The organism is Hyphobacterium sp., from assembly GCF_965228115.1.
Lineage (GTDB): Bacteria > Pseudomonadota > Alphaproteobacteria > Caulobacterales > Maricaulaceae > Hyphobacterium.
The window spans coordinates 18,061-44,150 of the sequence record NZ_CBDDHC010000006.1 but is presented as its reverse complement, the minus strand read 5'-3'; the positions used below and the strand labels follow the sequence as shown (position 1 = coordinate 44,150).

Genomic DNA, 26,090 nt, shown 5'->3' with positions numbered 1-26,090 from the left:
GTCATGCCGCCTCTTCGCCGGACATCGCCGCATTCGGGTCAAAACGCATGAGATGGACGCTGTCGAACCGGCCCTTCAGGGCGTCGATCGTGCGAAATCCGGCCTTGTGGTACGCCCGCACGGCGCGCGCATTGGCGGGATCGGGATCGATGATGATCTCCCGAAACCCCTCGTCCCATAGTGTCCTGACGAAGGCTGCCAGGGCCGCCGAACCAAGACCCTTGCCGAGCCCCGCCGCATCGCCGATCGACAGGTCAACACCGATGCTACCGGCCGGCAACTCGGCAATCCAGGGCTCGTCGGTCAGCCAGGGTTCGCGCCGATGATCGTCGATGAACCAATACTGGATATAGCCCATCGGCACATCGCCGACGAGAAACAGGTACGGACGGGTCGTGTCGCGACCCTCGATCATGTCGCGGACATAGCCCAGTTCGGTCTCCGCATCGCCCCACCATTCCTGCCAATGGGGCTGGACCATCCACGACCGCAGCATGGGCAAGTCGCCGTCGGTCACCGGCCGGAAGGTGATCTCGTCGGCGTCAGCCTTCATCAAGCGTTTCCATGACCAGATTGTCATTGGTGTAGACGCAGATCTCGGCGGCGATGGCCATCGCCTTGCGGGCGATCGTTTCCGCGTCATGATCGCCGTCGGCCAGCGCGCGGGCGGCTGCAAGCGCATAATTGCCGCCCGATCCGATCGCCATGACGCCATGCTCGGGTTCCAGCACGTCGCCATTGCCCGTCACGCACAGCGACACATCCTTGTCGGCGACCAGCATAAGCGCTTCCAGATTGCGCAGATATTTGTCCGTGCGCCAGTCCTTGGCCAGTTCCACGCAGGCGCGCATCAACTGTCCGGGATACTGCTCGAGCTTCTTTTCGAGCCGTTCCAGAAGGGTGAAGGCGTCCGCCGTCGCGCCGGCAAATCCGGCAATCACCTGTCCGTCCTTGCCGATCCTGCGCACCTTGCGGGCATTGCCCTTCATCACGGTCGCCTGGCCCATCGTCACCTGGCCGTCGCCGGCAATGACGACCTTGCCGCCCTTGCGCACGGTCACGATGGTCGTCGCGTGCATGGAAGGCAGTCCGTTTCGTTCGCTCATCTCTTCGTCCTTCTTGAACCGTTGCGCCCTATGTAGGTGGCGCAAAGGCCCATGCAATCCGGGCGTTCGCCCGGCTGGCGTTTGCGCCCGTCGCTTGGTAAGAGGCGCGCGATCAACCCGGAGTGCAAGACGATGAGCGCCCGCACGGCCACTGTCAGCCGCAAGACCAACGAAACCGACATCAGTGTGACCGTCGATCTGGACGGCACCGGCAAACGGTCGATTACGACCGGAATCGGGTTTTTCGACCACATGCTCGACCAGCTGGCGCGCCATTCGCTGATCGACATGACGATTGCGGCGAACGGCGACACGCATATCGACGATCATCACACGGTCGAGGATGTCGGCATCGCGCTCGGTCAGGCGATCAGCAAGGGGCTTGGCGACCGGCGCGGTGTGACCCGCTATGCCAGCCTCGACCTTGCCATGGACGAGGCACTGACGCGCGCCGCGCTCGATGTTTCCGGCCGGCCCTTCCTGGTCTGGAAGGTGGACTTCACCGCGCCGAAGATCGGCACGTTCGACACCGAGCTGGTCCGGGAGTTCTTCCAGGCGCTGAGCCAGCATGCCGGCATCACGCTGCATGTTGAGAACTTTTATGCCGCCAACAGCCACCACATCGCCGAAACCTGCTTCAAGGCGGTGGCGCGGGTGTTGCGCACAGCCATCGAGATCGATCCGCGGCAGGCCGGCGCCGTTCCGTCCACCAAGGGTTCGTTGAGCGGGTAAGGCCATGGCGCGCTATGTGATCCTGCGGCACGAGGACCGGACACCGCCGCGTGGCCGGGCGCCCCTTCTGGTGATCCGGGACGGCTGGTCGTGGCTCGGCTTCGTCGTGCCGCTGTTTTGGCTGTTGTGGCACAGGCTTTGGTTCGCCGCCTTCGGCGTCTTTGCAGCCTCGCTGGCCATCGCGCTGTTGGCGCAGAACCCGCAATGGGCATCGCTCGCCCTGCCGTTCAACCTGCTGGTCGGGCTTTTCGTGGGTCTGGAAGGACAGGGCTGGAGGATCGGCGCGGCGCGCCCGCGCGGCTACCGGCTTGCCGATGTCGTCGAAGCGGACACGCAAGAGGCGGCGGAATTGCGGTTTGCGGACATGGCGGGCGATGAATCCTTCGAAGCACCACTGGCCGCCGCTATGGTGCCCGGCCGGGGGCTGGCCGCAGCCGAAGCGCCCGATTTCCTCTTTGCCGCGCCCGGCGGGGTGAACCGCTGATGCGTGTTGCGATCATCGATTACGGCTCGGGCAACCTGCGGTCTGCCCACAAGGCGTTCGAACGCGCAGCGCGCGAACGCGGAATCGACGCCGAGATACAGGTTACCGCCGATGCCGATCGCGTTGCGTATGCCGACCGAATCGTCCTGCCGGGTGTCGGCGCCTATGCCGATTGCCGCGCCGGGCTCGATGCCGTACCCGGCATGCATGAGGCGATCGACGAGGCCGTCATCGCCAAGGGGCGCCCGTTTCTGGGCATCTGCGTCGGCATGCAGCTCATGACGACGCGCGGGCTCGAAAAGACCGTCACGCCCGGTTTCGACTGGATCGAGGGCGACGTGACGCTGATGACACCGTCCGATCCGGCGCTGCGCATTCCGCAGATCGGCTGGAACACGCTGGATGTCAGACGTGAGCATCCGCTGTTTGCCGGCATTCCCACCGGGCCGGACGGGCTGCACGCCTATTTCGTCCATTCCTACCATCTGGCGGCCGCGCACGAGGCCGATATTGTCGCGACATGCGGCTATGGCGGACCGGTGACCGCTGCTGTCGCGCGCGACAACATGGCCGGAACCCAGTTCCACCCCGAAAAGAGCCAGACGCTCGGCCTGGCCCTGATCGGCAATTTCCTGGAGTGGACGCCGTGAACCGATCGACGATCCTGTTCCCCGCCATTTATCTGAAAGACGGCCCCGCGCGGCGCCCGCAGCGGCTTGCCCGCGAGGACGCGCATACGGAAAAGGGCATTGGCCATGTCTAAAACTCTCTTCCCCGCGATCGATCTGAAAGATGGGCAATGCGTCCGGCTCCGGCTCGGCGACATGGACCAGGCGACTGTCTACAATGACGATCCCGCCGCGCAGGCCAAGGCCTTCGAGGATGAAGGTTTCAAATGGCTTCATGTTGTCGACCTGAACGGCGCGTTCGAGGGCGAAAGCGTCAATGGCGACGCGGTCGAAGCGATTCTTTCCGCGACGAAGAACCCCGTTCAGCTCGGTGGCGGCATTCGCACGCTGGCCGACATCGAGCGCTGGCTCGACAAGGGCCTCGCCCGGGTGATCCTCGGCACGGTCGCGGTGCGCGATCCGGACCTGGTTCGCGAGGCGTGCCGCGCTTTTCCCGGCAAGATCGCCGTCGGCATCGACGCGAAAGGCGGCAAGGTCGCCGTCGAGGGTTGGGCCGAAGCTTCCGAACTGGGCGCCATCGAACTGGCCAAACAATTTGAGGGGGCCGGCGTTGCCGCCATCGTCTTCACCGACATCGACCGCGACGGCGTTCTGACCGGCATCAACTGGGAGGCGACCATCGATCTGGCCGAAGCGGTCTCGATTCCCGTCATCGCCTCGGGCGGCATGGCGTCGCTTGCCGATGTCGTGCGGATGGTCATGCCCGACGCCGAACGGCTCGAAGGCGCGATTTCCGGCCGCGCGCTCTATGACGGGCGCATCGACGCGCAGATTGCGCTCGGCGTGCTCGAAGGCATCCTGCCGCCGGACGAGGGCCTGTTCACATGACCATGAAAGCCCGTGTCATTCCCTGCCTCGACGTCAAGGACGGCCGCGTCGTCAAGGGCGTCAATTTCGTCGATCTGATCGATGCGGGCGATCCGGTCGAGGCTGCCAAGGCCTATGACGCCGCCGGCGCCGACGAATTGTGCTTTCTCGACATCACCGCTTCGTCCGATGATCGCGAGACGATCTTCGATGTTGTCGCGCGAACCGCCGAACACTGCTTCATGCCTCTGACGGTCGGCGGCGGCGTCCGCACCATCGAGGACATCCGCAAGCTGCTCCTGGCCGGCGCCGACAAGGTTTCGATCAACACGGCGGCGGTCAAGAATCCGCAATTTGTCGCCGAGGCCGCCGACAAGTTCGGCAACCAGTGCATTGTCGTCGCCATCGATGCAAAAAAAGTGTCGGGCGAAGGCGAGCCCGACCGCTGGGAAATCTTCACCCATGGCGGCCGCGAGCCTACGGGCATCGACGCCGTGGCGTTTGCGCGGAAAGTGGTCGATCTCGGCGCCGGCGAGATATTGCTCACCTCGATGGACCGTGACGGAACCAAGGCCGGTTTCGATATCGCGTTGACGCGCGCGATCGCCGATGCGGTGCGCGTCCCTGTCATCGCCTCGGGCGGCGTGGGATCGCTCGATCATCTGGTCGAGGGCGTGCGCGACGGTCACGCCACGGGCGTTCTGGCCGCCTCGATCTTCCATTTCGGCACGCACACGATCGGAGAGGCCAAGACGCACATGGCAAACGCCGGGCTTGCGGTTCGCCTCGATCCTGCGGCATGAACGGCCATGTCTTTCACCCTTCACGACCTTGAAGCGATCATCGCGGCGCGCGCAAAAGCCGATCCCTCCGAGAGCTGGACGGCCAGGCTTGTTGCCGCCGGACCGGAGCGGGCTGCCAAAAAGCTTGGCGAAGAGGCGGTCGAAACGGTGATCGCCGCGCTGGGCGATGACCGGGACACGCTGATCGCAGAAAGCGCCGATCTTCTCTATCACTGGCTGGTCGTTTGCCGCACCCGCGGGATCGCGCTCGATGAGGTCCTCGCCGAGCTTGAACGCCGTACCGCCGAAAGTGGACTTGCGGAAAAGGCCGCGCGCGACGCATAAAAGCGCTCCAAGCTGCCGACCGACGGGGATTGACCCATGGATCGCACCGCCGACAGCACCAACGAACGGGCCGGACATGCGCCGGACAGTCTCGATGCGGTTGCCGACGGCCTGTCCCTGGCGGACCAGCTGTCAGGCGGTGACCTGTCGCCCTACCGCCATTTCACCGCGACCAAATGGGCCGAGTTCCGCGCCGACACGCCGCTCACCTTGAGCGCCGACGAGGTCAAACGCCTGCGCTCGCTGAACGACCCGGTCGATCTCGAAGAGGTCCGCCGCATCTATCTGTCGATCTCGCGGCTTCTGTCAGCCCATGTCGAGGCGTCGCAGGAGTTGTTTCGGCAGCGCAAGCGGTTTCTGAACTTTCCCGAGGCGATCAAGACGCCCTACATCATCGGCATCGCCGGATCGGTGGCGGTCGGAAAGTCGACCACCGCTCGTGTTCTGACCGAGCTGCTGTCGCGCTGGCCGTCCAGCCCCAAGGTGGACCTGATCACGACCGACGGCTTCCTGCTGCCCAATGCGGTTCTGCGCGAACGCGGGCTGATGGAACGCAAGGGATTTCCCGAAAGCTACGATGTCGGCGCGATCCTGCGGTTTTTGTCGGCGATCAAGGCCGGCGAGCAGACGGTCAAGGCGCCGCTTTATTCGCACCTGACCTACGATGTGCGCGAAGGCGCCTACAAGACGATCGACCGGCCGGACATTTTGATCTTCGAAGGCATCAATGTGCTTCAGGTGCGCGACCTGCCCGAAGACGGCCGGACCATCCCCTTCGTATCGGATTTCTTCGACTATTCGATCTACATCGATGCGGACGACGACCTGATCCACACCTGGTATGTGGACCGGTTCATGAAGCTGCGGCAAACCGCGTTTCAGGATCCGCAGTCCTTCTTTCACCGCTATTCGCAGCTGTCGGAAGATGCCGCGCGGGCCATCGCCGAGGGACTGTGGGCCAACATCAATTTGCGGAACCTGCGGGAGAACATCCTGCCGACCCGGCCGCGCGCCGATCTGATCCTGCGCAAGGGTTCGGACCATCTGGTCGAATCGGTGCTCCTGCGAAAATTGTAGCCGGCATATCAAGTCAATGAATTTGCCGGCTACGGAACTGTGACGCGCCGCAATGTCAAATTGATCCGGCCGGCTTTCTCAAGAAGCATCGAAGTGCCCGGATAAATCCGGTCGACGCCGTGATAGGCAAGCCGGCTGGCGCCGCCGAGAACGACGATATCGCCGGAGACGAGGCGCAACGACATGGTCTTGCCGCCACGCCTGGTGCCGCCAATGCGGAACAGGCAGTCATCGCCCAGCGAGATGGACAGCACCGGCGCATCGAAATCCGCTTCGTCACGGTCCTGATGCAGGCCCATCTTCGTATCGGGCGCGTAGAAATTGATCAGACAGGCCTCCGGCGGGTGCGGATAGCCCGTGACTTCGGTCCAGAGTGCCAGAAGCTGTGGCGGTATCGCCGGCCAGGGCTCGCCGGTGACCGGATGCGCCGGCTGGTAGCGATAGCCGCGTGCCTTGTCGGTAACCCAGCCGAGCGGCCCGCAATTGCTCATCCGCACGGACATCGGCTTGCCGGTCCGAGGCATGGCGGGCACGAACAGCGGCGCCTGCGCGACCACGGCGCGGATGTCGTCGACCAGCGCCGTCTGCGCCTCGGGATCGAGGGCGCCGGCAATGTGGCGCACGCCATCGGGCAGTGTCGTCAACGCTGCGGCTCCAGCTCCAGCAACGAAATGGTGGGCGCGTCAATCATAGCGCAGATCCGTCGCCTTGCCGCCGAACACGCGGTAGGCATAGATCGAATAGATCGCGATCACCGGAATGACGACCATCGCGCCGACCAGAACGATCATCAGGCTTTCGGGCGCTGCCGCCGCTTCATAGATCGTCGTCCGGTCGGGTACGACATAGGGGTAGAAGGAATAGGCCAGCCCGAAAAAACCCAGCACCATGATCGCCGTCATGGCGATGAACGGCAGCAGCGAAAACCGGTCGTTGCGGTCGGGCAGATGGGCCAATTGCCAGAACAGATAGCCGAACAGGATCGCCGTCATCAGCGGCAACGGCGCCAGCGCGACGATCTCGGGAACCGAGAACCATTTGGCAAAGATCCGGTCGCTGGCGAACGGCGTTGCCAGTGAAATCGCGGCCATTCCGCCCATCGCAAGGATCAGCGCGCGGCGCATCCAGGCGACGGCGCGCTTCTGCAGATCGCCATCGGTCTTGTAGATCAGCCATGCCGCGCCGATCGCCGCATAGGCTGCCGTCAGGCACAGCGCAACGACAAAGCCGAACAGCATGGTTGCGCGGTCACCGTCGAGGCCAAGTACATAGGCACCGAGCATGTAGCCCTGGCTGAGCGCGGTCACCAGCGAGCCGAGAAAGAAGACGCGGTTCCACAGCCACTTTTCCTCGTCGGTCGCCTTGGCGCGGAATTCGAACGCCACGCCGCGCGCGATCAGGCCGATCAGCATGATGGCGACGGGCAGGTAGAGTTCGGTCAGGATCACACCGTGCGCGACAGGGAACGCGACCAGCAGGATGCCGATCGCCAGGACCAGCCATGTCTCGTTGGCGTCCCAGAACGGGCCGATCGATGCGATCATACGGTCGCGGTCCTCGACGGGTGCCACGGCAAACAGGATGCCGACGCCCAGGTCGAAACCGTCGAGGATCACATAGACGAGGATGGCAATCCCCATCAGCCCGGCAAAGACCACCGGCAGGTAAGGGTAAAAAAGCGTCACATCCATCGCCGTCACTCCGCCGGTTGGGGCATGGCGTCTTTGCCGCCCGGGATCGCGGTGCCTCCCGCGGGACCGGGCTCCGGCCGTTCATCGCCCTGTCTGGCTGCCTTGACGGCCAGCCGGATGATGACGAAGGCGTAGGCGCCGAGCAGCAGAACATAGACGGCGAGGTAGGCCAGAAGCGTCGACAGCACCATGCCGCCAGCGACGGGGCCGAGCGCGTCCTTGGTGGTCATCACGCCGGTGACGAGCCATGGCTGCCGGCCGATCTCGGTGACATACCAGCCCGACAGGGTCGCGACCCATCCGCTGGCGGCCATGGGCACAAGGCCAAGCGCGAGCCAGCGCGGCAGCGGGTTGTCCGAAGCTCTGCGGCGCCACAAAAACCATGTGCCCGTCCATGCCATGACCAGCATCAGGATGCCGATGCCGACCATGATGCGGAAACCCCAGAAGACAGGCACCACCGGCGGATGCTTGATGGTGCCATCCTCCAGCACGAAATCGTTCAGCCCCGGCACCTCGCCATCCAGCGAATGGGTCAGGATCAGGCTGGCAAGCCCGGGTATCTTCACCTCGAAATGGTTCTGACGGGCTTCTTCGTCCGGCAGCGCAAACAGGATCAGCGGCGCGCGGCTCTGCGTCTCCCAATGGCCTTCCATCGCGGCGATCTTGGCGGGCTGATGTTCCAGCGTATTCAGCCCGTGCATGTCACCGGCAAGAATCTGCGCAGGAATGAGAACCGCGCCGAGCACGATCCCGGTGTTCAGCGCCTTGCGCAATGCAGGGGTGCGGTCGCCGAGCAGGTAGCGCAGGGCGGAAATGCCGGCGATCAGGAACGCAACGGTCAGGCCCGACGCCAGCAGCATGTGGATGAGCCTGTAGGGCATGGACGGGTTGAAGATGATGGCAAACCAGTCGGTCGCATGCGCCACGCCGTCGCGCATTTCAAAGCCCGCGGGCGTTTGCATCCACGAGTTCAGGACGAGAATCCAGAACGCGCTCATCGTCGTGCCAAAGGCGACGAGAAATGTTGCCAGCGTGTGGACGCGGTTCGAAACGCGGCGGAAGCCAAACAGCATGATGCCGACGAACACCGCTTCCAGGAAGAAGGCGGTCATGATCTCATAAGCCAGCAAGGGACCGGCGATGTTGCCGACGGTTTCCATGAAGCCAGGCCAGTTTGTGCCGAACTGGAAGCTCATGGTGATGCCCGAGACGACGCCCATCGCAAAGGACAGGGCAAACACCTTCACCCAGAAGAAATAGGCATCCATCCACGCCGCGTCGCCCGAGCGGTGGTAGCGCAGCTTGAAGTAGAACAGCACCCAGCCGAGCGCGATGGTGATCGTCGGAAACAGGATGTGGAACGAAATGTTGGCCGCGAACTGGATGCGCGACAGGATGAACGGGTCGAGAGCGGTGGAGTCCATGATTGAGCCTTTCGAGGCCGGATATGGATGCCGCACCGCACCATTGGGATAGGACACGCTGCCGCATGAAACAATCATGACGGACTTGCGGCTTTTGGACGGAAAAACCCGTCCGTTGCAGTCACAACCGCGTATCGGGATCAGCTCAAATCGGACCGGTAACAGAGGCCGGCGCGGCGCAGATCAGCCGTGGCCGGTCAGTTCGGCCACTTTCTTGGAGTGTGCCACTGCCGCGGTGCCGCCCGTTGTCTTGGTGTAGAGCTCGAGCGCTTCGTCCTCGTCAGCGACCGGTGTGAGCGCGGTATCGGTATAGTCCTTTGCCGCCGGATCGCGGGCGATTCGAACCGCCCAGAGCGTGCAGCGCGCAATCGCCAAGCCAAACAGGACATGGGTGCGGACCGTGTCCCAGGCAAAGCGCGGCCAGAAGACGAGCGGGTTCTCGCGGGCAAGGCCCGGACGCCGTTCGCTGGGGTGGCGCAGGCGCAAAATGCCCGATTCCAGCGGATGGACGTCCTCGAGGCGGATCGTGGTTTCGAACTGAACGAGCAGTTTGACGAGACTTGCAATCGGCACGCCTGTCGCCGCCGCGCGCCGCAGCAGCGTCTTCATGTGCTCGGGCGTGTAATAGAGCCGCCAAGCCTCATAGTAGATGGCGAGCCACTCGTCGCGGCTCATCTTCCCATGGTCGGTGACCACATGGTGCAGATCGTAGGCGTTCAGATCGGCATCCATGTCGACGCCTTTCTGCCACAAGACCTTGTGATCCTCGGAGCCGGGCAGCGGCGTCAGGTTGAAGAACTCGATGATGTCGAGCGGCAATTCTTCCTGCAGGATGCGGATGTCGCGCCGGATCGTCTCGGGCGTGTCGGCCGGAAAACCCAGAATGTAGCCGGCGAGCGTGATGATGCCCTGCGCCTTCCAGGCCAGCAGCATCTTGCGGTACTCGGTGATCTTGTTCTGGCGTTTCTTGGCGGCGATCAGATTGTCGGGATTGACGTTCTCAAGCCCGATGAAGACCCGGGTGACGCCGGCCCGCTTGGCTTTTTCGACGAACCCGTCGATCTTGTGGCATAGTGTATCGACCTGGATCATCAGGCCGAGCGGAATGCCGTCTTCCTCACGCAGCTTGATCAGCCGGTCGAAGATCGATTCCCATTCCCGGTTGCGGGCGAAATTGTCGTCCGTGATGAAGAATTTGTGGATGCCCTGTTCCCAGTTCAGCCGCACCAAACGCTCGACATCGTCGGCCGAACGGTACCGCGACTTGCGGCCCTGCACATTGATGATGGTGCAGAAGGAGCACTGGTAGGGGCACCCCCGGCCGGCGTCGAAGCTGGTCGAATGGCCGACGGTGCGTTCGACATAGCGCTTGGGCAGGAAGGGTGCCGGCGTCCCCTCGATGCCGGGCAGATCGTTCATATAGTCATAGAGGGGCTGGAGACGGCCCTGCGCCGCGTCCGACAGGATCGTGTCGAACCGGCCCTCGGCTTCGCCGGTGAACATCGAAACGCCCAGATCGCGGCATGCGTCGAGATCGACCGCGTGGCCATCGAGCATGGCAAGGCAACCGGATACGTGAAACCCGCCCATCGCCACCTGGATGCCGGCGGCGCGGAACTGCCGGGCCAAATCCAGTGCGCGGGGGTACTGGTTGGACTGAACGCCGACCAGCGCCACCATGCCGAAATTGTTGTTTTCGGCGAACCGCTTGACCAGCCCGTCGACATCGATGCGCGTATTGGTCTCGTCCATCGCGTCGATGTCGATCTGGGTGTCCGGCCCAAGCGCTTTGGCCTCGGCGCATTCGGCGGCGATTCCGTAAACCGCAGCCAGCGAATTGGACGGGATGATCGACCGCCACCAGCGGATGACATAGCCGTCCTCGCCATAGTGCGACGGCTTGATCAGAACGAGCTGAAATCGGCGCTCGGCGGTCTTGGGCGATTGCAACACGGGGCCATCCCTTCGGCGGGCAGTTTGGCGCCTTCTACCATAGGATGAGTGGGATGGCGACCGTCCGCCGCGCAGCCCATCGTGGCTTGATCGAAGCTACGCCATACCGGTCTTGCCGCACCGGGGGCAGGGCATGTTGCGCTTGAAAAAATTGACCCGCGTCTGCGGCCCGTGCTTGCGGGCGAGCGCCGGAATGTCGAGGATCTTGGTGTGCGTGCAATGGCTGCACTCGAACATGACCACCTGGCCGGAACGCGCAAGGTCTTCGAGCGTCCAATAGCCGGGCACACCTAGAAAATCGTCAGAAGGTGCCATGGCGGCCCTCCCACATCGGCGGCGGGCCGCATCAGGCCCGCCGTTTGGTCGGCTTATCAGATATCCAGGTTCGCCACGGAAAGCGCATTGTCCTGGATGAATTCTCGCCGCGGTTCCACTTCATCGCCCATCAGCCGGCTGAACAGAGAATCCGCGTCCGTCGCATCGTTGACCTTCACCTGCAGCAGCGACCGCGCTTCCGGGTCGAGCGTCGTCTCCCAGAGCTGTTCGGAGTTCATTTCGCCAAGGCCCTTGTAGCGCTGCAGCGTCAGGCCCTTGCGGCCGGTCTCGAAGATGCTCTCGATCAGCGCCATCGGACCGGTGATGGTCTGGAAGGCATCCTTGCGCCGCAGCGTCGCCGGCACGTCGAACGCGCCGTCGAAACGTGGCGCAAGCGCATTGAGGGCCCGCGCATCGGCCGACTGGATCAGCCCCGCATCGATGATCACCGCTTCCTTGACGCCGCGCACCGTGCGTTCGAACACGAAGCCGCCATCGCCTTCGTTGGAGGGATTGATCCGTCCGGTCCAGCCGCGTTCGGTCTCCTCGGAAATCGTATCCAGCCTGCCGGCAACCTGCGTCGCCACGTCCGCGGCCCGGCCCAGATCGCTCAGAAGCGCCGGATCGAGGGCGCCGCCCAGCCAGGCCTGCTCGACCACAGCGCGGTCGTAGCGCGAATGCAGCCCCTGCAGCAGCGTGCGGCCCTGAAGGCTCGTCTCGATCAGCGCGCGCAGATCGTTGCCGGAGCGCACGTCGCCATCGCCGGTCTCGAGGCTGGTATCCTCCAGCCCCACATCGATCAGATAGTCCTCGAGCGCCTGTTCGTCCTTGAGATACTGCGAGGACTTGCCGCGTGTCACCTTGTAGAGCGGCGGCTGGGCGATATAGAGGTGCCCGCGTTCGATGATCTCCGGCATCTGCCGGAAAAAGAAGGTCAGAAGCAGCGTGCGGATATGGGCGCCGTCAACGTCGGCGTCCGTCATGATGATGATCTTGTGATAGCGCAGCTTGTCGGCATCGAACTCGTCCTTGCCGATACCCGCGCCAAGCGCCGTGATCAGCGTGCCGACCTGATCCGAACCGAGCATCCGGTCGAACCGTGCCCGCTCGACATTCAAGATCTTTCCGCGCAGCGGCAGGATCGCCTGGTTCTTGCGCGAGCGGCCGGACTTGGCCGAGCCGCCGGCAGAATCGCCCTCGACGATGAAGATTTCCGATTTTGCCGGATCGCGTTCCTGGCAGTCGGCCAGCTTGCCCGGCAGCGAGGTGATATCGAGCGCGCCCTTGCGGCGGGTCAGTTCGCGCGCCTTGCGCGCCGCTTCGCGCGCCGCGGCCGCTTCGACCACCTTGCCGACCAGCGTCTTGGCTTCGGCCGGGTTTTCCTCCAGCCACTCGCCCAGCGTCTCGTTAACGAGGCTTTCGACCACGGGGCGCACTTCCGAAGAAACCAGCTTGTCCTTTGTCTGCGACGAGAATTTCGGATCGGGCACCTTGACCGACAGGACGCAGGTCAACCCTTCCCGGCAATCATCGCCCGTCAGCGAGACCTTCTCCTTTTTGGCAAGGCCCGAGCTTTCTGCGTAGCCGTTGACCTGCCGGGTCAGCGCGCCGCGGAAGCCGGCCAGATGCGTACCGCCGTCGCGTTGCGGGATGTTGTTGGTGAAGCACAGGACGTTCTCATGGTAGCTGTCGTTCCACCACAGCGCCGCCTCGACCGTGATTCCGTCCTTTTCGCCGCTGATCACGATCGGCGTTTCGATCAGCGGTTTCTTGGCGCGATCGAGATAGCGCACGAACGCCTCCAGCCCGCCATCATAGACCAGATCCACCTCCCGCCGGTCGGCATGCCGCGCATCGGTCAGGACGATGTGCACGCCCGAATTGAGAAATGCCAGTTCGCGCAGCCGGTGTTCGAGCGTGTCGAACGAGAACTCGGTTCGGGTGAACGTGTCCGTCGACGGAAGAAACGTGATTTCCGTGCCGGTATAATCGCCCGCATCGCCGGTCACCGCGAGCGGCGCGTCCGCGACGCCGTGCGTGAAGCTCATCTCGTGGAACTTGCCGTTGCGGCCGATCTTCATTTTCAGTGACACGGACAGTGCGTTGACCACCGAGACGCCGACGCCGTGCAACCCGCCCGATACCTTGTAGGAGTTCTGGTCGAACTTTCCGCCGGCATGAAGTTGCGTCATGATCACTTCGGCCGCCGAAACGCCTTCGCCCTCATGAATGTCGACGGGAATGCCGCGGCCATTGTCGGTCACGGTCACCGATCCGTCCGCATTGAGCGTCACCGTCACGCGGTCGGCATGGCCGGCCAGCGCCTCGTCGATGGCGTTGTCCACCACCTCGTAGACCATGTGGTGCAGGCCGGAGCCGTCATCGGTATCGCCGATATACATACCCGGGCGCTTGCGCACCGCATCGAGGCCCTTGAGGACCTTGATCTGCTCGGCGCCATAGGCGCCATTGCCGGTTTCGGAAGGATCGGGAGGCGTTTGCGGTTGATCGCTCATGCGGGCCTTTTTTGTCTGTATCGCCATGTGCGCGCGGTGGACGCGAATCGGCGGGCCAATTGCCCAAGATATATAGGCTTTTGCGGGTCCGAATCCAAATCCGCCGCGCAGTTTGCGGGGGATAGACGCAACGCCGTTCCGGCGTGCAGGCCACATCTGGCAGCACTCGCAATGTAAGGCTGCCAAGCCATTGAATTCATTAATTGTTTACCATGTCGCCGTCAGCATGAGAGAATCGTTCCACGTTCAGGCGAGGACACGCATGACCGAACACGGAGATCTTCAACGGCAGCTGGCCGGATACGGGCTGACCACGGCGCACATTCTCTACCGCATGCCCGACCATCCGGGGATCTTGCAGACCTTCATCTGGCAGCATTACGATCTGGCCCCGGACTTTCCCGAAATGTACCGGTTCCTGGACTTCTGGGAAGACAATCTGGACGGCCCGCTTCATTCCGTGCGCTATGCGCACAAGCGGCTGATCAGCCCCGGCGAGTGGCGCAAGGTCGATGGCGAAATCATCCTGCACTGAGCGGCATCATCGCCTCGGCAGGCCGCGCTGACGGTCAGGCCGCCTTGACGGATGGTTGCTTGCGTGCCGCGACAGTGCGGGCGTCGGCCGGCTTTGGCCGGACCTCTCGGGCCTTTGCGGCCGGCCTGCGCGACAGGCGCGGGCGCCAGACGCCCAGAACGACGTTGGCCACCGACAGCGCCATCACAGTCCACAGCGCAGCCCATTCATAGGCGATGGCTCGTGCGAGCATGTCCGCCCCGGCCTCGCCGTTGGCCACCCGTTCGGCGACCGCCGCCGCATGATCGGCCTGAGCGGCGATCACCGTCAGGACGCCCTTGAACATCAGGATGCCCATCGCCGCCTTGAGCAGCACCCATCCCTTGTCGATGAACGGCTTGTGCACGGCCATCGACAGGAGCCCCGTCACCAGCGCGATCGCCAGCGACGGCAGCAGCACGTAATCGCTGATGGCGGCGATCGCCTCCCGCAAGGCGCTGTAGGCGCGGGGCGTCTGCGGATGCGCCACGATCAGAAGCACCATGTGTCCGGCAAGCCCGCCGATCAGCCCGCAGGCCGCGATCGTGTGCAGAATTTTCAAGGTCTTGCGCATGCGCACTCCTTCTTGGCGTTTCCGACCATCTTATAGGGCCTGTGGGGGCCATTGTAAGACTGGCTGTACCGCTGCCGGACCCGGCCGTTTCCGCGTTGCTCGTCCCGGGCAAGCGGCTGGCGATCGTCCACTCGGAAGCCGCCGCAGTTCCGCAGGGCGTGCGCACCTTCCCTGATGGCCATCTCGGTGATGCCACGCCGCCGATGCTCGAAGATGTCACGCGGTTCGACTTCCGCGACAATCCCGGGGACGTGACCCGTGACGCCGACACTGTCGCCGATCATCTCCGGGCCAACGCCGAAGGCTGAGCCGACAGCGAAATGCTGCGTCCAGTCGTCAACAGGCGCCGTTGGCGGGCCTCTTTTGCTTCGATGGTGCCGTTGCCGCTGGATCCGCGCTGATCCCTCCGGTGGAAGCTTGGCGGCTTGATATTCCTTTTACGTAAACGTAATGTCGAAGCCCTGCGAGCGATGGTGCGCCATGAATCTCATCTTCCGTCTAATCTGGATCGTGCTGGCCGCGTTCCGCAAACCGGCCACGGGCGTTTTCGATGAGACGCGTATCTGCCTGCGTGTTCTGCCGAACGATCTGGACACCAACATCCACATGAACAATGGCCGTTACCTGACGATCATGGATCTCGGTCGCGTCGATCTGACGATCCGCTCCGGCCTGTGGCGTGTCATGCGTGCCAATCGCTGGTATCCCGTGGTCGGCAGCGCCAGGATGGTGTTTCGCCGCCCACTCGACCCGTTCCAGGCATATGAACTGACGACGCGCGTCGCCGGCTGGGATGGCAAATGGGTTTACATGGAGCAACGCTTCGTCGTCGGCGAAACGGTGCATGCCCGCGGGGTGCTGAAGGCGCTTTTCCTCAAGGGGCGAGAAAAAGTGCCCAGCGCCGAACTCGCCCGGGCGCTGGGCCATGACGGTCCCTCGCCGGACCTCGATCCGGAGATGGTGGCGGCGCTGGATTGAGGCGCCTCACATCGGGATCGGCCATTTGCGGTGGACCTGTTCGATGTCCGCAAGCACCGCATCGTCCAGTGTGACATCGGCCGCGTCGATGCAGGTCTTGAGCTGGTCCATCGTCGTCGCGCCGATGATCACCGAGGTCAGGAACGGTTTGGAGAGGCAGAAGGCCAGCGCCATCTGTGCCGGATCGAGCCCGTGCTTGCGGGCGATGTCCAGATACCGGCCGAGCGCCGGCTCCAGGTAATCGGTCACGCGCCCGCCGATGTTCTCGTTGATCGTCCGGCGCGAGCCTTCCGGCAGTTTGCCGCCTTCATATTTACCGGTCAGGAGCCCGCCGGCCAGCGAGGAATAGGACAACAGTCCCACATCCTCATGATGGCCCAGTTCGGCGAAATCGAGATCGTAGATGCGGTGCAGCAACGAATATTCGTTCTGCATCGACTGCACGCGCGGCCAGCCCTTCTCCCCGGCGATACGCAGATATTGCGCCGTTCCCCATACGGTTTCGTTCGACAGGCCCAAATGCCGGATCTTGCCCTCGTCGACCAGCGCCTGTGCGGTTTCGAGAATCTCCGCAATGCCGTCGAGCGCCTCGGCCTTGTCCTGCTTGTCGGGCGCATAGGTCCAGCTCTGGCGGAAATGGTAGGAGCCGCGGTTCGGCCAGTGAATCTGGTAGAGATCGATATGGTCCGTCTGCAGCCGCTTGAGCGAGCGTTCGCAGGCGGTGCGCATCTTCGCCGCATCGATCGGCCGCCCGCCATCGACGCCATGGCCGCCCGGGCCGATCACCTTGGTGGCGAGAACGATCTCGTCACGCCGTCCGTCCTCGGCCAGCCAGGTACCGATGATCTCCTCGGTGCGCCCTGCGGTCTCGATCGCAAAAGGCGTGGTCGGATACATCTCCGCGGTATCGAAGAAGTTGACGCCTGCCTCGACCGCATAGCGCATCTGGGCATGCGCCTCCTCCTCGGAGTTTTGCGAGCCCCAGGTCATCGTGCCCAGGCAGATCTCGGACACGTCGAGGCCCGTGCGGCCCAGCTTGCGCATTTTCATGGTCGTCCCCAAATTGGTCTGGCTGAAAATCTTGGATGCACTGAAAGATAGGCCGGCCATGACGGCGCTTCCACCCGTTCTTTATTCTTTTCGCCGCTGCCCCTACGCGATGCGCGCCAGGCTGGCGATTGCCGCAAGCGGCATCGCGGTAGAGCTGCGCGAGGTGGTCTTGCGCGACAAGCCCGCCGCCATGATCCAAGCGTCCCCCAAGGCCACTGTGCCGGTCCTTGTCTTGCCCGACGGTACGGTGATCGACGAAAGTTGGGACGTAATGGTCTGGGCGCTGTCGCAAGCCGATCCCGAATGTTGGTGGCCGAAGGATCGATTTGTTCGTTCCGAAGTCGAAACATTGGTGGCCGCCAATGACGGCTCGTTCAAGGCGGCATTGGATCGCTACAAATATCCAAATCGTTACGAAAACGAAACAATATCGGAAACCCAGCAGCGCGCCATTGCGGCGGACCATCTTCAGCCGCTGGACGCACGGCTCGAGCGCCATGAGTGGCTGCTCGGAGATCGCGCCACGCTCGCCGACTACGCCATACTGCCCTTCGTGCGCCAATTCGCCCATGTCGATCGGGGCTGGTTCGATGCGCAGCCATGGCCGCATCTGCGGGACTGGTTGGACCGTTTCCTCGCATCTGAACGCTTTGCGTCGATCATGCGGAAATACCCGCAATGGCACCCGGGCGACGTCGATACCGTGTTCCCGTGATCATCTGTCACCTTTGACCGGGCGCAAACTGCGGCCATATTGGCCAAAGTCGAGGACAGTCGCCATGGACACCAAGCCGCAACCTTTCGTGCCGCCGCATCCGGTTCCGCGCACCCACATACCGACGCGGCTGGAAGTGGTCCGCACGGTCATGCGCAACCCGCTCGAACTGTGGGGAGAGCCGTCCTACACCAAAACGCACATCACCGCGCGCTTTCTCAACGAGACGACACTGATCTGCAATCATCCCGAGCTGATCCGGCACGTCCTGGTCGACAACCAGAAGAACTATCGCATGGCGCGGGTGCGCCAGCTCATCCTGCGCCCGATCCTGCGCGACGGGCTCCTGACCGCCGAGGGCGAGACCTGGCGGCGCGGCCGCAAGGCGATGGCGCCGGTCTTCACCCCGCGCCACATCAACGGGTTCGCCGACATGATGCGGTCGAGGGCCGATACGTTCCTAGCGCGGTACCGAGAGGATGCCGGTTCGGTGCGCGACATCAGCCACGACATGACCGAGCTGACCTACGAAATCCTCGCCTACACGCTGTTTTCCGACGAGGTGGTCACCGATGGCGTCGATTTTGCCGAGGATGTCGACCGGCTGCTGTCGACCATGGGACGCGTCGATCCGCTTGACCTGCTCAAGGCGCCCGAATGGTTTCCGCGCATCCAGCGCCTGCGCGGCAAGGCGACGCTCGCCAAGTTCCGCAAGGTCGTCCGCGACACGATGGATGCAAGGCGCGAGAAGATGCGCACCGATGCCAACGCCGTCCGCAACGACTTTCTGGCGCTCTTGCTTAACGCGGAAGGCCCCGACGGTCTCGACGCCGACGAAATCGAGGACAATCTGATAACCTTCATCGGCGCTGGCCACGAGACGACGGCACGCGCTCTGGGCTGGACGCTTTATCTGTTGGCCAATGCACCCCACGAACGGGCGCTGCTCGAAGCAGAGATCGCAAAGGTTCTGGCCGATGATCCGCCGCCGGTCGAGTGGCTTGAAAAGATGCCAAAGACCCGTGCGGCTTTTGAGGAAGCGATGCGGCTCTATCCGCCGGCGCCGTCGATCAACCGGATGGCCGTCGAAGACGAAATCTTCACCTTCAAGGACGGCACATCGGTCGAGATCAAGGCCGGGACGACCGTGCTCGTCATGCCCTGGGTGCTGCACCGGCACCGGCTTTACTGGGACAATCCGAACGCCTTCCAGCCATCGCGTTTCTGGCCGGAGAACCGCGGCGCGATCGACCGGTTCCAGTATCTGCCGTTCGGCGCGGGCCCGCGAATCTGCATCGGCGCCACCTTCGCGCTGCAGGAAGCGGTGATCGCGCTGGCGCTGATGCTCAACGAATTCCGCTTCGAGCCGACACCGGGCCTGGCGCCCTGGCCGGTCCAGAAGCTCACCGTGCAGGCGCAAAACGGCCTGCCCATGCGGATCGTCCGACGCTGACGCCAAGACCACAAAGCCGTTGCGGCTGTGCCGCGCACGCCATACATGCTGACGCCGCAAACAGGCGTGATCCATGTCCCTTTCTCTCGGTCTCGATACGGGCGGCACCTACACCGACGCGGTGATCTTCGACGCTGCCGCCGGCTTGGTTGTCGCCAAGGCCAAGGCGCTGACCACCCGACACGATCTGGCGATCGGCATTGCAGAGGCTGCCGGCAAGGCGCTTGATAGGGCCGGCGCCGATCCGGCCGCGATCGGCCTGGTGTCGGTCTCGACGACGCTCGCAACCAACGCGCTGGTCGAAGGTCAGGGCGGGCGGGTCGCGCTTGTCATGATCGGCTTCGGCGAAGCCGATCTCGATAAGGCCGGCCTGCGCAATGCGCTCGGCGACGATCCGGTCCAGCTTCTACCCGGTGGCCACGATATTCACGGCCGCGCCAAGCCGCTCGATCTGGCGCCGCTCGAAGCCCGGATCGATGCGCTCGGCGCCGATGTTTCCGCCTTTGCGGTGGCCGGATATTTTGCGGTTCGCAACCCCGAGCATGAGATCGCCGTGCGCGACCTGATCGCCACACGCACCGGCCGCGCCGTCACCTGCAGCCACGAGCTGTCATCGAAACTGGACGGCCCGCGCCGCGCCTTGACCACGGTCCTGAACGCCCGTCTGATCGGCCTGATCGCCCGGCTGATCGCGGCCACGCGCGGCTTTTTGGCGGAACGCAGCATCACCGCGCCGCTGATGGTCGTGCGCGGCGACGGTTCGCTCGTCTCGGCAGAGTTCGCCACGCTTCGGCCGATTGAGACGATCCTGTCGGGGCCGGCCGCGAGCGTCGTCGGCGCGCATTTTCTCACCGGCCGTGATGATGGCTATGTCGCCGACATTGGCGGTACTACGACGGACGTCGCGATTCTGGATGCCGGACGGCCGATGCTCGACCCCGCCGGCGCCGAAGTGGGCGGTCACCGCACCATGGTCGAAGCCATCGACGTTCACACCTATGGTCTGGGCGGTGACAGTGAAATCCATCTCGAAGACGGCGCGCTCGAACCCGAACTGTGCCTGGGTCCGCGACGGCTTGTTCCAGTGTCGTTGCTCGAAACGCTCTATCCCGGACAAATTGTTCCGCATCTGAAACGACAGCTCGATTCCCCGTTCGCAGGCCGGCTCGATGGTCGGTTCGCCGTCCAGGCCGGTCTGCCGCAGGACCAGTATGGCGGTCTCACCCGGTCGCAGGCCGATCTGTTCGCACGGATCGGCGACGAGCCCGTGCCGCTTGACCGGTTGTTGAGATCCACATCCGAGGTGGCAACGCTCGACGGGCTCGCCGCGCGTGGGCTGGTTCTGGTGGCCGGCTTTACGCCCACCGATGCCGGGCATGTGGAGGGCCGGTTCGACCATTGGAACACAGACGCGGCTCACCTGGGCGCCGCGCTTTTCGCCCGCCGCAAGGATGGGCGTGGCAGGCCGATCGCGGCCTCGCCCGAAGCCCTGGCCCGAACCGTCGCCGAGCGTCTCGTCCGCCTTTCTGCCGAACGGGTGCTGCAAACCGGTCTGGCCGCCGATGGGCTGAGCGATCGGCGTCTTCTTGCCTCGCCGCTCGTCCAGCGTGCCCTCGACCGATCGGGACACTATGTGCGTGCCGCACTTCTGCTTGACCGCCCGGTGATCGGGCTAGGCGCCGGCGCGGCATCGGTCTATCCCGGCGTCGGCGGGCTCCTGGCGATCGAAGCGGTCGTGCCCGACCATGCAGATGTCGCCAATGCGATCGGCGCGGTGGCCGGTCAAATTCGCGTTTCGGCGATGGCCGAGATCGTCCCGGATGATGAAAGCGGCGGTTTCGTCGTCTCCGGTGCCGCAATAGAACCGCCGCGTCAGGTCCTTCGTTCGGAGAAAGCAGCGCTCGAAGCAGCCGCAGCTGCCTGCCGCGTCGCGGCGGCGGCCAAGGCCGCGGCGGCGGGCGCCGGCGAACCGGAGATCGATGTGCGCAGCGACGTCGAGGCGGTGACACTCGATGATCGTCGCCAGTTCGTTTCCGCGACGGTGACCGCCACGGCAACGGGAAGGCCGGCGGCGGTCTGACGCGGCGCCGTGGAGCCGGGTCGCACTATCGGCTGGATTGACACCGAATGGCCGGCCGCGATAACCGCGCGCAACCGCTTTTTGCTGCACTGCAGCCAAACCAGCTCTTGGAGACCTTCATGGCCGACCGCATCGACCGCAATGGATTGCAGATCGACAAGGCCCTGCACGACTTCCTCGTCGACGAGGCAATGCCGGGAACCGGTATCGACGCGGACGCGTTCTTTGCCGCCTTCGCGGCGATGGTTTCCGATCTGACCCCGAAGAACCGCGCACTTCTGGAAACACGCGAGAAACTGCAATCGCAGATCGATGCATGGCATGCAAAGCGCCGCAACCAGCCGCATGACCATGACGCCTATCGCGGCTTTCTCGAGGAGATCGGCTATCTGTTGCCGGAGGGACCCGATTTCGAGATCGAGACCGCCAATGTCGATCCGGAGATCGCCAGTGTGCCCGGCCCGCAGCTCGTCGTGCCGATCACCAATGCCCGCTATGCGCTCAACGCCGCCAATGCACGTTGGGGAAGTCTCTATGACGGCTTTTACGGCACCGATGCGATGGGCACGCCGCCCAGGCCCGGCGGTTACGACCGCGGACGCGGAGCACGCGTCGTCGCCCGCGCTCGTGTCTTTCTCGACCAGGCTTTCCCGATCGAGGGCACCAGCCACGCCGATGCGCGCCGCTACCACGTCAAGGACGGCGCGCTTCTCATCGACGATCTGCCGCTGCTCGAGCCGCAAAAGTTTGCCGGCTACAGGGGCAATCCGAAAGCGCCCGATGCCGTGCTTCTGGTCAATAACGGGCTGCACGTGGAACTGGTGTTTGACCGTGCCCACCCGATCGGCAGCCGCGATCAGGCCGGCCTCGCCGATGTCATGCTGGAGAGCGCGGTGTCGGCGATCATGGATTGCGAGGATTCGGTCGCTTGCGTCGATGCCGAAGACAAGGTTCTGGCCTATGCCAACTGGCTCGGACTGATGAAAGGCGACCTCAAGACCAGCTTCGAAAAGGCCGGCCGGCCGGTCGATCGCAAGCTCGAGGCCGATCGTCGTTACACCGGCCCGGACGGTGGTGAAGTGATCGTCAAGGGCCGGGCACTGCTCTGGGTCCGCAATGTCGGCCATCTGATGACCAATCCGGCGATCCTCGATGCTGATGGCAATGAGGTCTTCGAGGGTCTTATGGATGCGATGATCACCACGCTCATCGCGATGCATGACCTGAAGAAGGATGGCGGCGACCGCAACTCGCTGCATGGTTCGGTCTATGTGGTTAAGCCGAAGATGCACGGACCGGACGAGGTGGCGTTCGCCGGCGAGATGTTCGATCGGGTCGAGGATGCGCTTGGCCTGCCGCGCCACACCGTCAAGCTCGGCGTGATGGACGAGGAGCGGCGCACCAGCGTCAATCTCAAGGAGTGCATCCGCGCCGCAAGTCATCGCGTCGCCTTCATCAATACGGGCTTTCTGGACCGCACCGGCGACGAGATCCATACATCGATGGAAGCCGGTCCGTTCAGCCGCAAGGACTTCATCAAGCGCAAGTCCTGGATCACCGCCTACGAGAACCAGAATGTCGATATCGGTCTGAAATGCGGCCTTTCGGGCAAGGCGCAGATCGGCAAGGGCATGTGGGCCATGCCGGACCGGATGCACGCCATGCTCGAACAGAAGATCGAGCATCCCAAGGCCGGCGCCAATTGCGCCTGGGTGCCCAGCCCGACCGCCGCGACGCTGCACGCCTTGCACTATCACCAGGTCGATGTCTTCGCGGTGCAAGCGCAGCTCAAGGCGGCCGGGCGCCGCGCCTATGTCGATGCGGTGCTCGACATTCCGCTCGCGACCTACCGCAAATGGAGTGACCGGCAGAAGCTCCGCGAGGTGGAGAACAATGCGCAGGGGATTCTGGGCTATGTCGTCCGCTGGATCGACCAGGGCGTCGGCTGCTCCAAGGTGCCGGACATCAACGATGTCGGCCTGATGGAGGACCGCGCAACGCTGCGCATCTCGTCGCAGCACATCGCCAACTGGCTCTATCATGGCATCGTCACGAAGGAGCAGGTCGTCGACACGATGAAGAAGATGGCCGAGGTGGTCGATGGCCAGAATGCCGGCGACCCGGCCTACCGGCCCATGGCGCCCGATTTCGACGGCTCGATCGCATTCCAGGCGGCGCTCGATCTGGTGCTCAAGGGCCGCGAGCAGCCCTCCGGCTATACCGAGCCGATCCTGCATGCCCGGCGTCTGGAACTGAAGGCGGCTTGAGCCGGCAAGCCGGCTTCAATTGGTTCGATTCTTGCCGTCGCGCGGATTGATTCGCCGGCGTTGCAGCGTCGCTGCCGCGATCTGCTGGATGGCGGCGGCGAAGATGCCGAGCCCGACGAAGATGAACACCGTTGTGCCGACCTTGCCCAGGGCGGTCGCGGGAACCAGATTGCCGTAGCCGACGGTCGACAGCGTGACGACTGCGAAGAAATAGCTGTCCACCCAGGTCCAGCCCTCGACAAGGCGGAAGAACACGGTGCCGATGCCGATGATCAGTGACAGGCTGGTGACAAGGGCGACAATGCGAATGCTGGGCATGGCGGGAAACATCCGTTAACCGCCGACAAGTGTGTCGGCGGTCGGCCGCGAAGGCCAGCGGCTGGCGCCGGCCTCCCCAGAAAAATGGCATTGGCTTTGCGCGCAGGTCAGGTGCCGCCGAACCGGATGGCCGTGATCCGGCCCTCCCAGAACGGGATGATCTCGCCGCCCGCGGCACGGGCAATGGTGAAGGCGAGAGGAACACGCACGCCGTCGATCATTTGGTAGTCACTCCGCGCGGTGTGCTCGCCCGAGCCGTGATAGGGCGTCGTCAGGTCGCCGTCGGTCTCTGCATCGAACCGCGTCAGCGCGCCGTCCGCATCGAAGGTCGCGACCAGCGACGCCTCCTCGCCGAAGGCGCGCACGACCGCCCGCGCCCGGTTGTCGTCGACCGGTTCCCAGGTCACCGGCCCGCCGGGCAGAAGCGCCATCGGATAGGCCGGGCTTTCAAGAAGCCAGCGGCGCAGCGACGTCCGGTTCAGCGCCGGCGTCGATGTTTCGTACATGACGGTGACCGTCGACAGCAGCTTGGCCGCCATTTCCATCTGACCGTCAATGTAGGCATCGTAGGCAATCGCCCAGACCGGGCCCCAGAGCGGCGTGTCCGCCGAGAACACCAGGTCCGGCGCCCGCAGCGAAATCACCTGCCGCGCCGTCGTCGGTTGGAACGTCTCGGTCAAGGGCCGGCGGAACTGGCCCGCTGCCTCGATTTCCACATAGGCATGGTCGGGCGGGCCGTCGGGAAAGACATAGGCGAAATAGCGGGCAACCGGCTCTGGAAGCGTGTCGGGCAACGTATCGGTCCAGGGCGCGGGACTTGCGGTGGCACGGTCGATGACGGTCTGCTCGAACCCGGTGATCGCCGCGCGGGTGGCGTGCGCATGGTAGGCGATGGTGCCTGTGGCCACGACGATTGCGGCGACTGTCGCCGACAAGATCAGATTACGTGTTTTCATGGGAAGTCTCCTGTCGGGTGCCGCCTAGCGGCTTTCGATGAGGGGGAAGATGGCGACCGCCAGCGCGGCGGTCGTGGTCAGCGTCCGAACCGTGTTCCAGAAGGTCCAGCGCGCCGAATAGTTCGACCAGAGGGCAGCGGCATCGACACCGGCAGGATCGATCGCGGCCAGTGCCTCGTTCATCGGCACATTGACCAGCGCGGTCGGCACGACGGCGGCCAGGACATAGATGCCGGCGGCTGCGGCCATGAAGAGGCCGGAACGGGTGTCTCCGATCGCAAATGCCAGTACCGAAGCGCCAACGGCGAAGACCGGGGTCAGGAAGAAGGTGACGAAGAAGACCGGATTTCTGACCGACGCATTGATCGCCTGCATGGCGGCAATTGCCTTGTCGGGCGAGATGGCGTCGAGGCCGGTCATCACGCAGACCGAGAAGGCGTAGAAGAAGCCGGCCATCAGGCCGAGCATGAGGATCGGCGCCATTGGCGCGGTGCGGGTGAGTTCGATCATGACAGCATTGCTCCATCAGTGTAAAGTGTTGTACGTTTGCAATGATCCGTAAAAAGGTTTACGGAATTTTGCAAATGAAACTTTGGTAAGGGACAGACCGCCATGGGCGATTATGCAGACCGGCGCCGCACGGCGATCGAGGATGCCGCCTTCGCGCTGCTGATCGAGAAGGGCTACAAGGCCACGTCCATGCTGGAGGTCGCGCGTCGGGCCGGTGCGTCCAACGAGACGCTCTACAAGTGGTACGGCAACAAGCAGGGCCTGTTCGCCGCTTTGGTCAAGGCCAATGCGCGGGACGTGGCCGAATTGCTGCGCACCCGCCTCGACGGCGCCGATGCAGACCCGCTGGAGACACTGGCGACCGTCGGCCCGCTGCTTCTTGATCTGGTCACCGGCGAGCGCGCCATCGCCCTCAACCGCGCTGCGGTCGGCGATGTCCATGACACCGCGACGCTGGGCCCGGCGCTGGCCGAATCGGGGCGCGAGGCGGTCGTGCCATTGATCGCGGAACTGCTTGGTCGGGCGCGCGACAGGGGACTTCTGGCTTTCGACGATGCCGGCGAGGTGGCCGAGACCTATGTCGCCTTGCTCATCGGCGACCTGCAGATCCGCCGCGCAACGGGCGCGATCGGGCCGCTGCCCGATGATGCGATCCGTACACGGGCAATGCGTGCCGTCGGCGGCATCACGCGTCTCTTTAGGACTTGATCGC

General features: G+C 64.0%; 28 protein-coding genes. 15 read left to right on the top strand and 13 right to left on the bottom strand.

Annotation, left to right across the window (positions count from 1 at the left end):
* Nucleotide 1: 1 nt before the first annotated feature.
* Both ACO079_RS00310 and hslV read right to left on the bottom strand, forming a co-directional pair.
* Nucleotides 2–553, bottom strand: a complete 552-nt coding sequence (locus ACO079_RS00310) for a GNAT family N-acetyltransferase (protein WP_306025993.1) — start codon at nt 551–553, stop codon at nt 2–4.
* Nucleotides 543–1,106: an ATP-dependent protease subunit HslV gene (hslV, locus tag ACO079_RS00305; RefSeq protein ID WP_306025992.1), complete on the bottom strand. Its 564-nt coding sequence runs from the start codon at nt 1,104–1,106 to the stop codon at nt 543–545. The genes ACO079_RS00310 and hslV overlap by 11 nt, the downstream gene beginning before the upstream one ends.
* Before the next feature lie 132 nt (nt 1,107–1,238).
* On the opposite strand from hslV, the gene hisB reads away from it, so the two are divergent.
* The 7 genes from hisB (at nt 1,239) to coaA (ending at nt 6,022) form a co-directional block, all read left to right on the top strand.
* Complete coding sequence (gene hisB, locus ACO079_RS00300) at nt 1,239–1,838, top strand: imidazoleglycerol-phosphate dehydratase HisB (RefSeq protein WP_109768396.1); 600 nt, start codon at nt 1,239–1,241, stop codon at nt 1,836–1,838.
* 4 nt (nt 1,839–1,842) lie between these two features.
* The gene (locus ACO079_RS00295) at nt 1,843–2,322 is read left to right on the top strand and encodes a DUF2628 domain-containing protein (protein ID WP_306025991.1); all 480 of its coding nucleotides are present in this window, start codon (nt 1,843–1,845) and stop codon (nt 2,320–2,322) included.
* Nucleotides 2,322–2,972 (top strand): imidazole glycerol phosphate synthase subunit HisH, encoded by a 651-nt coding sequence (hisH, locus tag ACO079_RS00290; RefSeq protein ID WP_306025990.1) that lies wholly within the window; start codon nt 2,322–2,324, stop codon nt 2,970–2,972. Before ACO079_RS00295 ends, hisH begins: the two co-directional genes overlap by 1 nt.
* Before the next feature lie 105 nt (nt 2,973–3,077).
* Nucleotides 3,078–3,839 carry a 1-(5-phosphoribosyl)-5-[(5-phosphoribosylamino)methylideneamino]imidazole-4-carboxamide isomerase gene (gene hisA, locus ACO079_RS00285; protein WP_306025989.1) on the top strand — a complete coding sequence of 254 codons (762 nt, stop codon included), beginning with the start codon at nt 3,078–3,080 and terminating at the stop codon, nt 3,837–3,839.
* Nucleotides 3,836–4,621 carry an imidazole glycerol phosphate synthase subunit HisF gene (gene hisF, locus ACO079_RS00280; protein ID WP_306025988.1) on the top strand — a complete coding sequence of 262 codons (786 nt, stop codon included), beginning with the start codon at nt 3,836–3,838 and terminating at the stop codon, nt 4,619–4,621. Before hisA ends, hisF begins: the two co-directional genes overlap by 4 nt.
* A gap of 6 nt (nt 4,622–4,627) precedes the next feature.
* Nucleotides 4,628–4,945, top strand: coding sequence for a phosphoribosyl-ATP diphosphatase (locus ACO079_RS00275; protein ID WP_306025987.1), 318 nt, complete (start codon nt 4,628–4,630; stop codon nt 4,943–4,945).
* A 36-nt stretch (nt 4,946–4,981) separates the two neighbouring features.
* Complete coding sequence (gene coaA / locus ACO079_RS00270) at nt 4,982–6,022, top strand: type I pantothenate kinase (RefSeq protein ID WP_109768374.1); 1,041 nt, start codon at nt 4,982–4,984, stop codon at nt 6,020–6,022.
* Nucleotides 6,023–6,051: 29 nt separating this feature from the next.
* Here the strand turns inward: coaA and ACO079_RS00265 are convergent, their stop codons facing one another.
* From ACO079_RS00265 to gyrB, 6 genes are all read right to left on the bottom strand, one after another.
* Nucleotides 6,052–6,666, bottom strand: coding sequence for an alpha-ketoglutarate-dependent dioxygenase AlkB family protein (locus ACO079_RS00265; protein ID WP_306025986.1), 615 nt, complete (start codon nt 6,664–6,666; stop codon nt 6,052–6,054).
* Between the two features lie 39 nt (nt 6,667–6,705).
* A complete protein-coding gene (locus ACO079_RS00260) occupies nt 6,706–7,707 on the bottom strand; it encodes a cytochrome d ubiquinol oxidase subunit II (protein WP_306026079.1) in 1,002 nt (333 codons plus the stop codon).
* A gap of 11 nt (nt 7,708–7,718) precedes the next feature.
* Nucleotides 7,719–9,140: a cytochrome ubiquinol oxidase subunit I gene (locus tag ACO079_RS00255; RefSeq protein ID WP_306025985.1), complete on the bottom strand. Its 1,422-nt coding sequence runs from the start codon at nt 9,138–9,140 to the stop codon at nt 7,719–7,721.
* A 183-nt stretch (nt 9,141–9,323) separates the two neighbouring features.
* Complete coding sequence (locus tag ACO079_RS00250) at nt 9,324–11,093, bottom strand: B12-binding domain-containing radical SAM protein (protein WP_306025984.1); 1,770 nt, start codon at nt 11,091–11,093, stop codon at nt 9,324–9,326.
* A 96-nt stretch (nt 11,094–11,189) separates the two neighbouring features.
* Nucleotides 11,190–11,408, bottom strand: a complete 219-nt coding sequence (locus ACO079_RS00245) for a hypothetical protein (RefSeq protein WP_109768377.1) — start codon at nt 11,406–11,408, stop codon at nt 11,190–11,192.
* A gap of 56 nt (nt 11,409–11,464) precedes the next feature.
* Nucleotides 11,465–13,924, bottom strand: a complete 2,460-nt coding sequence (gene gyrB, locus ACO079_RS00240) for a DNA topoisomerase (ATP-hydrolyzing) subunit B (RefSeq protein WP_306025983.1) — start codon at nt 13,922–13,924, stop codon at nt 11,465–11,467.
* A gap of 262 nt (nt 13,925–14,186) precedes the next feature.
* Here gyrB and ACO079_RS00235 point away from each other — a divergent pair, with 262 nt between their 5' ends.
* Nucleotides 14,187–14,459 (top strand): usg protein, encoded by a 273-nt coding sequence (locus ACO079_RS00235; RefSeq protein WP_109768378.1) that lies wholly within the window; start codon nt 14,187–14,189, stop codon nt 14,457–14,459.
* 34 nt (nt 14,460–14,493) lie between these two features.
* On the opposite strand, the gene ACO079_RS00230 is transcribed toward ACO079_RS00235, so the two are convergent.
* On the bottom strand, nt 14,494–15,051 hold the full coding sequence (locus ACO079_RS00230; RefSeq protein ID WP_306025982.1) for a DUF2269 family protein: 558 nt from the start codon (nt 15,049–15,051) through the stop codon (nt 14,494–14,496).
* A gap of 158 nt (nt 15,052–15,209) precedes the next feature.
* Here ACO079_RS00230 and ACO079_RS00225 point away from each other — a divergent pair, with 158 nt between their 5' ends.
* Together ACO079_RS00225 and ACO079_RS00220 are read left to right on the top strand one after the other, a co-directional pair.
* Nucleotides 15,210–15,359, top strand: a complete 150-nt coding sequence (locus tag ACO079_RS00225; RefSeq protein ID WP_421788869.1) for a hypothetical protein — start codon at nt 15,210–15,212, stop codon at nt 15,357–15,359.
* A 172-nt stretch (nt 15,360–15,531) separates the two neighbouring features.
* Nucleotides 15,532–16,029, top strand: a complete 498-nt coding sequence (locus ACO079_RS00220) for a thioesterase family protein (protein ID WP_306025980.1) — start codon at nt 15,532–15,534, stop codon at nt 16,027–16,029.
* Nucleotides 16,030–16,035: 6 nt separating this feature from the next.
* On the opposite strand, the gene ACO079_RS00215 is transcribed toward ACO079_RS00220, so the two are convergent.
* The gene (locus ACO079_RS00215) at nt 16,036–17,079 is read right to left on the bottom strand and encodes an aldo/keto reductase (RefSeq protein ID WP_109768400.1); all 1,044 of its coding nucleotides are present in this window, start codon (nt 17,077–17,079) and stop codon (nt 16,036–16,038) included.
* Nucleotides 17,080–17,137: 58 nt separating this feature from the next.
* Between ACO079_RS00215 and ACO079_RS00210 the strand changes: the two genes are divergently transcribed.
* The 4 genes from ACO079_RS00210 (at nt 17,138) to ACO079_RS00195 (ending at nt 23,594) form a co-directional block, all read left to right on the top strand.
* Entirely contained in the window at nt 17,138–17,794 is a 657-nt protein-coding gene (locus ACO079_RS00210; RefSeq protein ID WP_421788867.1) for a glutathione S-transferase, read from the top strand.
* Between the two features lie 64 nt (nt 17,795–17,858).
* Nucleotides 17,859–19,247, top strand: coding sequence for a cytochrome P450 (locus tag ACO079_RS00205; protein ID WP_306025978.1), 1,389 nt, complete (start codon nt 17,859–17,861; stop codon nt 19,245–19,247).
* Between the two features lie 73 nt (nt 19,248–19,320).
* Nucleotides 19,321–21,327, top strand: a complete 2,007-nt coding sequence (locus ACO079_RS00200; RefSeq protein ID WP_109768383.1) for a hydantoinase/oxoprolinase N-terminal domain-containing protein — start codon at nt 19,321–19,323, stop codon at nt 21,325–21,327.
* A 119-nt stretch (nt 21,328–21,446) separates the two neighbouring features.
* Nucleotides 21,447–23,594, top strand: a complete 2,148-nt coding sequence (locus ACO079_RS00195) for a malate synthase G (protein WP_306025977.1) — start codon at nt 21,447–21,449, stop codon at nt 23,592–23,594.
* Between the two features lie 15 nt (nt 23,595–23,609).
* Here ACO079_RS00195 and ACO079_RS00190 read toward each other — a convergent pair whose 3' ends face one another.
* The 3 genes from ACO079_RS00190 to ACO079_RS00180 form a co-directional block, all read right to left on the bottom strand.
* A complete protein-coding gene (locus ACO079_RS00190) occupies nt 23,610–23,912 on the bottom strand; it encodes a potassium channel family protein (protein WP_109769363.1) in 303 nt (100 codons plus the stop codon).
* 107 nt (nt 23,913–24,019) lie between these two features.
* Entirely contained in the window at nt 24,020–24,868 is an 849-nt protein-coding gene (locus ACO079_RS00185; RefSeq protein ID WP_306025976.1) for a DUF6920 family protein, read from the bottom strand.
* Nucleotides 24,869–24,892: 24 nt separating this feature from the next.
* Nucleotides 24,893–25,378 (bottom strand): DUF1772 domain-containing protein, encoded by a 486-nt coding sequence (locus ACO079_RS00180; RefSeq protein WP_306025975.1) that lies wholly within the window; start codon nt 25,376–25,378, stop codon nt 24,893–24,895.
* A 102-nt stretch (nt 25,379–25,480) separates the two neighbouring features.
* Here ACO079_RS00180 and ACO079_RS00175 point away from each other — a divergent pair, with 102 nt between their 5' ends.
* Nucleotides 25,481–26,086 carry a TetR/AcrR family transcriptional regulator gene (locus tag ACO079_RS00175; protein WP_306025974.1) on the top strand — a complete coding sequence of 202 codons (606 nt, stop codon included), beginning with the start codon at nt 25,481–25,483 and terminating at the stop codon, nt 26,084–26,086.
* The last annotated feature ends 4 nt before the right edge of the window (nt 26,087–26,090 follow it).

Bases quoted from the DNA above. Each gene is read 5' to 3' on its own strand.
- ACO079_RS00310 (WP_306025993.1), bottom strand. From the start codon at position 553: ATGAAGGCTGACGCCGACGAGATCACCTTCCGGCCGGTGACCGACGGC.
- hslV (WP_306025992.1), bottom strand. From the start codon at position 1,106: ATGAGCGAACGAAACGGACTGCCTTCCATGCACGCGACGACCATCGTG.
- hisB (WP_109768396.1), top strand. From the start codon at position 1,239: ATGAGCGCCCGCACGGCCACTGTCAGCCGCAAGACCAACGAAACCGAC.
- ACO079_RS00295 (WP_306025991.1), top strand. From the start codon at position 1,843: ATGGCGCGCTATGTGATCCTGCGGCACGAGGACCGGACACCGCCGCGT.
- hisH (WP_306025990.1), top strand. From the start codon at position 2,322: ATGCGTGTTGCGATCATCGATTACGGCTCGGGCAACCTGCGGTCTGCC.
- hisA (WP_306025989.1), top strand. From the start codon at position 3,078: ATGTCTAAAACTCTCTTCCCCGCGATCGATCTGAAAGATGGGCAATGC.
- hisF (WP_306025988.1), top strand. From the start codon at position 3,836: ATGACCATGAAAGCCCGTGTCATTCCCTGCCTCGACGTCAAGGACGGC.
- ACO079_RS00275 (WP_306025987.1), top strand. From the start codon at position 4,628: ATGTCTTTCACCCTTCACGACCTTGAAGCGATCATCGCGGCGCGCGCA.
- coaA (WP_109768374.1), top strand. From the start codon at position 4,982: ATGGATCGCACCGCCGACAGCACCAACGAACGGGCCGGACATGCGCCG.
- ACO079_RS00255 (WP_306025985.1), bottom strand. From the start codon at position 9,140: ATGGACTCCACCGCTCTCGACCCGTTCATCCTGTCGCGCATCCAGTTC.
- ACO079_RS00245 (WP_109768377.1), bottom strand. From the start codon at position 11,408: ATGGCACCTTCTGACGATTTTCTAGGTGTGCCCGGCTATTGGACGCTC.
- gyrB (WP_306025983.1), bottom strand. From the start codon at position 13,924: ATGAGCGATCAACCGCAAACGCCTCCCGATCCTTCCGAAACCGGCAAT.
- ACO079_RS00235 (WP_109768378.1), top strand. From the start codon at position 14,187: ATGACCGAACACGGAGATCTTCAACGGCAGCTGGCCGGATACGGGCTG.
- ACO079_RS00230 (WP_306025982.1), bottom strand. From the start codon at position 15,051: ATGCGCAAGACCTTGAAAATTCTGCACACGATCGCGGCCTGCGGGCTG.
- ACO079_RS00220 (WP_306025980.1), top strand. From the start codon at position 15,532: ATGAATCTCATCTTCCGTCTAATCTGGATCGTGCTGGCCGCGTTCCGC.
- ACO079_RS00215 (WP_109768400.1), bottom strand. From the start codon at position 17,079: ATGAAAATGCGCAAGCTGGGCCGCACGGGCCTCGACGTGTCCGAGATC.
- ACO079_RS00210 (WP_421788867.1), top strand. From the start codon at position 17,138: ATGACGGCGCTTCCACCCGTTCTTTATTCTTTTCGCCGCTGCCCCTAC.
- ACO079_RS00205 (WP_306025978.1), top strand. From the start codon at position 17,859: ATGGACACCAAGCCGCAACCTTTCGTGCCGCCGCATCCGGTTCCGCGC.
- ACO079_RS00200 (WP_109768383.1), top strand. From the start codon at position 19,321: ATGTCCCTTTCTCTCGGTCTCGATACGGGCGGCACCTACACCGACGCG.
- ACO079_RS00195 (WP_306025977.1), top strand. From the start codon at position 21,447: ATGGCCGACCGCATCGACCGCAATGGATTGCAGATCGACAAGGCCCTG.
- ACO079_RS00190 (WP_109769363.1), bottom strand. From the start codon at position 23,912: ATGCCCAGCATTCGCATTGTCGCCCTTGTCACCAGCCTGTCACTGATC.
- ACO079_RS00185 (WP_306025976.1), bottom strand. From the start codon at position 24,868: ATGAAAACACGTAATCTGATCTTGTCGGCGACAGTCGCCGCAATCGTC.
- ACO079_RS00180 (WP_306025975.1), bottom strand. From the start codon at position 25,378: ATGATCGAACTCACCCGCACCGCGCCAATGGCGCCGATCCTCATGCTC.
- ACO079_RS00175 (WP_306025974.1), top strand. From the start codon at position 25,481: ATGGGCGATTATGCAGACCGGCGCCGCACGGCGATCGAGGATGCCGCC.